Raw genomic sequence first — 5,305 nt, 5'->3', positions numbered from 1 at the left:
TACGGCAGATCATCGAATCGGTCAACGAGACCTTCAAAGGCCAACTCGACCTGAAACGACACCGTGGCCGCACCCCCAGCGGCGTGGCCGTCCGCGTCCTGCAACGCATCCTCGCACTGACCGCCGCCATCTGGCACAACGGTCACACCGGCCAGCCGACCATACGCACGCTGACCGCCTACGACCACTAAACCCCTTGGAATCGATCATCTAGGGGCGGGAGGCCATGTGGGTGAGCGTGATGAGGCAGAGAGCGTGCTTGCCGGTTCGTTCGCCCGGGATCGTCGCGCAGGGCGGTGAAGGGCGCCGGGCTCGTGAGCAGGTCCACGGTCTCGTCGCTGCCTTGGGGTGACGCGCGAGCGCGGCCGGCGGGTTCACCTCGGGTCGCCGCGCTCGCGCCGCCCGCACTGTAGGAGCCGGTGCCCTCGGTCCCGCCTCGGAACGAGCGCGTCCACTCCAGTCCCCTGGCGAGTGGCCGGGGGACCGATGGGCGGACGCGGTCGGGATCCGCGTCCGCCCACCGGAGTTCTATTCGCTGATGGTGTAGCTGTCGCCGTACACCTTCCAGGTCAGCGGCGGGGTGAAGTCGAGGTTTCCGTTGTTCAGGAAGACGCGCTGCTCGGTGTCGACGCGGCTGGTGTCGCTGTGCGCCTCCTCGCGTTTCATCGCGGCCTTTCTCGCGTCGAGGAACGCACCCAGATAGGTGACCTCGCTGCCGCCCTGTGCCGGGGGCCTGGCCTTCGCCAGGGCGGTCGCGCGGATTCCGCCGAAGCTGTCGGCGTCATCTCCCGGTCCGTGCATGACCATGGCGTCGTAGTAGATGAACTGCCCGAGCGCCCGTAGGCCGTCGCTCTTCGCCTGGCGGACGGCGGGGTCGAAGTACTCCGAGTCGCGCTCGTCGTCCTGGGCCTGCTGGAACGCCGGGTCGGCGGCGGCCTTGCGCCAGTCGGCGGGGAAGCCCGGGTCGAGTCCCTCGTGGGAGTCGGTGCCGTTCACCGCGCGCAGCGCCGGCAGGTACTTGGCCAGGACGTTGCCCGGCTCCGCGTCGGTGTAGGCCTGGACGACCTTGAGCATGTCGCCGGTGCCGGAGCAGAAGCCGATGATGCCGGCGGTGTAGCCGCGCCCGTCGTCGATGTCCTCGATGTACTTGTACTGCGCCCGCCAGTCGAGTGAGGAGTTCTCCGCGCTGGAGACCACCTGCATGGCGATGTCCTTCTCGTGCGGGTCGGTCAGGTCGACGGCGGTCGCCTGTCCGGAGAGCACGGCCGGCGTGCCGGCGGCATGTCCGTCGCCGGTAAAGGTCAGCAGGGCGGGCACGCCACCGGCGAGGAGGACGGCGAGGGCGGGGATCGTCCATCGAGCGGATTTCCGGGGCACGAATAATCCTGTCGGTCCGGGGGCGTGGGGCGAATAACGCTGGCGGCGAGTGACGGAGGATGCGCGATTCGTTAATGGCCTTCTTGGTGGGGAGGGCTGGGATAAAAGCATGAATTCTGGCTTGTTGTCAACTATTCGGTAAGGAAGGTACTTATAACAGAAAGTAGGCGTACGGATGCGGCCGACGCCGAACAGGACATCGGTGAAGACGGGTTTTTGTAGCCGGAGTTGTGCGCCTCGTAATGGCTTAAAGGATGAGGCCGCGGAGGTAGGCGGCCTGGCCGGCGTGCTGGGTGTCGTCGTTGATGACGCTGACGAGCCGTACGCCCAGCGTCACCGGCGGGTCCCACGCCTCGTCCACCACGCGGTCGAGGTCGGCGTCCTTCAGGCCGGCGACGTACCGCAGGGTCTGCTCGTGCACGGCGTCGTAGTAGCCGGTGAGGAGTTCCCCGGAATCGACGCGGACGGCCGTGACGGTACGGGCGTCGTGGCCGTACCCGGTGTCGGACGGTGGCAGCGGCAGGTCGAATCGCTCGGCCCACCCTCCGGCGGTCCAGGCCTGCTCGACGCCCGCGACGTCGGCGACATGGTCGTCCTGGACGCGTGTCAGGTGCCAGACGAGCCACGCGATCGAGTTGGCGTCGTCGGTCGGGCGCGTGGCGAGCTGGTCCGGCGACAGGCCGTCCACGGCCTCGTGCACGGTCTCGCGAACGCGCTCGAAGGCGTCGGTCAGCAGTTCGGCACTGTTCATCGGCTTGGTCCCTTCCTCGCCCGGTCGCGGCGCCCGGTCGGCCGTGGCCGGTCATCGGTCCGCTCGCTTCGAGGATGCCAGGCTCGAATCCGGCGCCGGGTGGGACCTGCCCGCGACTGCCGCCGCCTACTCCTGGTCGCGCAGCGCAGCCAGGACCTTCTCGATCCGCCGCTCGCGCGTCTCGGGCCTCTTCGCGCCGTCGATCGCGAGCACGTGCTGCCGCTTGCGGCTGAAGGACAGGCGGTCATAGGCGGCGCGGGCGACCGGATCGGCGTCCAGGGCGGCCGTGAGGTCCGCGGGCTCGGCCACCACACGGGGCTCGGTGTCGAGTTCCACCTCGACCACGACCTCCTCGCCGGTCACGACGCCTGCGGCCTGCCGGTTGGCGGTGCTGAGGCCGAGCAGGTGACGGCCGCGCATGATGGCGACGCGGCTCTTCCACGTGTGCCCGTTGAGCGTGATCGTCACCGCCGGCCGCCTGCCTCCGCCGAGCGCCTCCACGACCTCCGGAGGGACCTCCAGGCCCCTCATGGGCTCCAGCGGTTCGACGTGGGTTCGGAACTGCATGATCGCTCAGCGCAGTTCCTGGATGCGGACCATGTTGCCCGCGGGATCGCGGAAGGCACAGTCGCGCACGCCGTACGGCTGCTCGGTCGGCTCCTGGACGACCTCGGCGTCGCCGGCCTGCACCCGTTCGAAGGTGCCGTCGAGGTCGCGGGTGGCCAGCAGGATCCAGCCGTAGGTGCCCTTGGCCATCATCTCGGCGATGGTGCGGCGCTCGTCGTCGGTGATGCCGGGGTCGGCGGCCGGCGGCGCCAGGAGGATGGACGTGCCGGGCTGGTCCCTGGGGCCGACCGTGATCCAGCGCATCTTGCCGTGTCCGACGTCGCTGCGGACCTCGAAGCCGAGGGCGTCGCGATAGAAGGCCAGCGATGCCTCCGGGTCATCGTGCGGGAGGGAGCTGGCATGAATGGTGATGTCCATGGCATTCACGCTAGCTGCGCCTCGGTGACCTGCGCTTCTCGGTTCCTGATCGGTCGGGTGACCTGTTCGGCCACGTACGACGGCATCCCCGCCGCCCGGCGCCGGTAGACGCTCGGCGACACACCGGCCAGTTCGGTGAAGCGCGTGCTGAAAGCGCCCGGCGACGAGCACCCGACGGCGAAGCAGACCTCGGTGACGCTGAGGTCGCCGCGACGCAGCAGCGACATCGCGCGCTCGACGCGCCGCGTCATCAGATAGGCGTACGGCGACTCGCCGTAGGCGAGCCGGAACCGGCGGCCGAGGTGCCCGGCCGACATGTGCGCGCCGCGGGCCAGCGCCTCGACGTCCAGCGGCTGCGCGTACTCCCGGTCGATCCGGTCCCGGACGCGGCGCAGCCGCGCGAGGTCGCTGAGGCGCTGCGCCTCGGCGAGTGCGCGGCCCCACGAGGGGTGACACATGAGAGAGCTCCCTTCACCGACGCCCGGGTCAGCTCAGCGCCTGCTTCACCAGCGCACCGATCCTCTCCTCCACCTCGGGCGTCACCTCGGTCAGGGCGAACTCGGCCGCCCACATCGGGCCGTCGTCCAGCTTCGCCTGGTCGCTGAACCCGAGCGTCGCGTAGCGCGCCTTGAACTTCTCGGCGGGCTTGAAGAAGCAGACGACCTTGCCGTTCAGCGCGTAGGCGGGCATCCCGTACCAGAGCTTCGGTGCGAGGGCCGGCGCGCCGGCCGTGATGACGGTGTGGACGCGTTCGGCCATGATCCGGTCCGAGTCCCCCATCTCGGCGATCTTCGCGAGTACGTCCCGCTCCGCCTCCGCCGCCTTGTCCGCCCGCGAGCCGCGGCGCGACGCCTTCTTCATCTCCTGGGCGTGGTCCTTCATCGCGGCGCGCTCTTCGGCCGTGAACCCCTCGTACGTGCTGCTCATGGTGGATTTCTCCCTTGAAGTGACTGTGGTGACCTGTGTGCCCATGTCGTCCGGCTCAAGGCGATGCGGTCTCCGCCGCATGACTGATAAGAGGCTAGGAACGGTCTGGTGACCCGCGCTTCTCGATTCCTGACCATCTGGTCGCCCGGCGTGGCGTCGGCCAGGCCGGGTAGCGCTGCTCGTGAACCGAAGCGCGGACCGAGGGGAGAGCCGGATGGACGGCGGGCGGGTCGTGGTGGTGACCGGCGCGAGTGGAGGGATCGGCCGGGCGGCGGCTCGGGCGTTCGCCGCTCAGGGGGACAAGGTGGCCCTGCTGGCGCGGGGTGAGACCGGCCTGAACGCGGCGGCCGAGGACGTGCGCGCGGCCGGCGGTGAGGCGCTGGCGATCCCTGCGGACGTGGCCGACTACGAGCAGGTACGTGCCGCCGCCGAGCGTGCGGAGGCCGTGCTGGGGCCGATCGACGTGTGGGTGAACGTGGCGTTCAGCTCGGTCTTCTCCCAGTTCGTCGACATCGAGCCGGCGGAGTTCAAGCGGACCACCGAGGTCACCTACCTCGGCTTCGTCCACGGTACGAAGGTCGCGCTGGACCTCATGCTGCCGCGCGACCACGGCACGATCGTGCAGACCGGGTCGGCCCTGGCCAAACGCGGCATTCCGCTCCAGTCGGCGTACTGCGGCGCCAAGCACGCCGTCCAGGGCTTCCACGAGTCGCTGCGCACCGAACTGCTGCACCGGGGCACCGGCGTACGGACGACCATCGTGCACATGCCGGCGGTCAACACCCCGCAGTTCGACTGGGTGGAGTCGCGCCTGCCGAACCACGCCCAGCCGGTGCCCCCGATCTACCAGCCGGAGGTCGCCGCGCGGGCGCTGCTGTACGCCGCGGACCATCCGGAGCGGCGGGAGTACTGGATCGGCGGGAGCACCGTGGCGACCCTGCTGGCGAACCGGGTCGTTCCGGGGCTGCTGGACCGCTACCTCGCCCGTACGGGCTTCGACTCCCAGCAGACCGACCGGCCGCGCGACCCGCACCAGCCCGCCAACCTGTGGAGGCCCGCCGACGGCAAGGACGGCCACGACTACGGCGCGCACGGATCCTTCGACGACCGGGCCCATCCGCGCAGCTACCAGATGTGGGCCGCACAGCACCCGGTCGCCGTGGCGGCGGCCGCGGGCGGGGCGCTGGGCCTGGCCGCACTGGGCCTGCTGCGGCGGCGGTGCCGGTGAGGGGTCTTGCCGCGGTGCGGTTCGCGTGGGGTGGGCTG

The 5,305-nt window shown here is 70.2% G+C and carries 7 protein-coding genes and 1 pseudogene; 2 read left to right on the top strand and 6 right to left on the bottom strand.

The window, feature by feature from the left end; genetic code table 11:
- Window positions 1-191: pseudogene (locus tag ACFFNX_RS41250) on the top strand (IS982 family transposase); the annotation flags it as partial.
- 337 nt (window positions 192-528) lie between these two features.
- Here ACFFNX_RS41250 and ACFFNX_RS41245 read toward each other — a convergent pair.
- The 6 genes from ACFFNX_RS41245 to ACFFNX_RS41220 all read right to left on the bottom strand — a co-directional run bounded on the left by ACFFNX_RS41245 (window position 529) and on the right by ACFFNX_RS41220 (window position 4,039).
- Window positions 529-1,377: a chitosanase gene (locus ACFFNX_RS41245; protein WP_378211630.1), complete on the bottom strand. Its 849-nt coding sequence runs from the start codon at window positions 1,375-1,377 to the stop codon at window positions 529-531.
- 247 nt (window positions 1,378-1,624) lie between these two features.
- Entirely contained in the window at window positions 1,625-2,128 is a 504-nt protein-coding gene (locus ACFFNX_RS41240) for a mycothiol transferase (RefSeq protein WP_378211629.1), read from the bottom strand.
- 126 nt (window positions 2,129-2,254) lie between these two features.
- Window positions 2,255-2,695 (bottom strand): YdeI/OmpD-associated family protein, encoded by a 441-nt coding sequence (locus ACFFNX_RS41235; RefSeq protein WP_378211628.1) that lies wholly within the window; start codon window positions 2,693-2,695, stop codon window positions 2,255-2,257.
- A 6-nt stretch (window positions 2,696-2,701) separates the two neighbouring features.
- Window positions 2,702-3,112, bottom strand: a complete 411-nt coding sequence (locus ACFFNX_RS41230) for a VOC family protein (protein ID WP_378211627.1) — start codon at window positions 3,110-3,112, stop codon at window positions 2,702-2,704.
- 5 nt (window positions 3,113-3,117) lie between these two features.
- The gene (locus tag ACFFNX_RS41225; protein ID WP_378211626.1) at window positions 3,118-3,570 is read right to left on the bottom strand and encodes a helix-turn-helix transcriptional regulator; all 453 of its coding nucleotides are present in this window, start codon (window positions 3,568-3,570) and stop codon (window positions 3,118-3,120) included.
- A 28-nt stretch (window positions 3,571-3,598) separates the two neighbouring features.
- Window positions 3,599-4,039 (bottom strand): iron chaperone, encoded by a 441-nt coding sequence (locus tag ACFFNX_RS41220; RefSeq protein ID WP_378211624.1) that lies wholly within the window; start codon window positions 4,037-4,039, stop codon window positions 3,599-3,601.
- Window positions 4,040-4,253: 214 nt separating this feature from the next.
- Between ACFFNX_RS41220 and ACFFNX_RS41215 the strand changes: the two genes are divergently transcribed.
- The gene (locus ACFFNX_RS41215) at window positions 4,254-5,267 is read left to right on the top strand and encodes an SDR family oxidoreductase (protein ID WP_378211623.1); all 1,014 of its coding nucleotides are present in this window, start codon (window positions 4,254-4,256) and stop codon (window positions 5,265-5,267) included.
- Window positions 5,268-5,305 lie beyond the last annotated feature (38 nt).

Origin of the sequence: Actinoallomurus acaciae (assembly GCF_042429965.1) — a bacterium.
GTDB lineage: Bacteria > Actinomycetota > Actinomycetes > Streptosporangiales > Streptosporangiaceae > Actinoallomurus > Actinoallomurus acaciae.
This window is presented reverse-complemented; position numbering and strand designations above follow the sequence as displayed.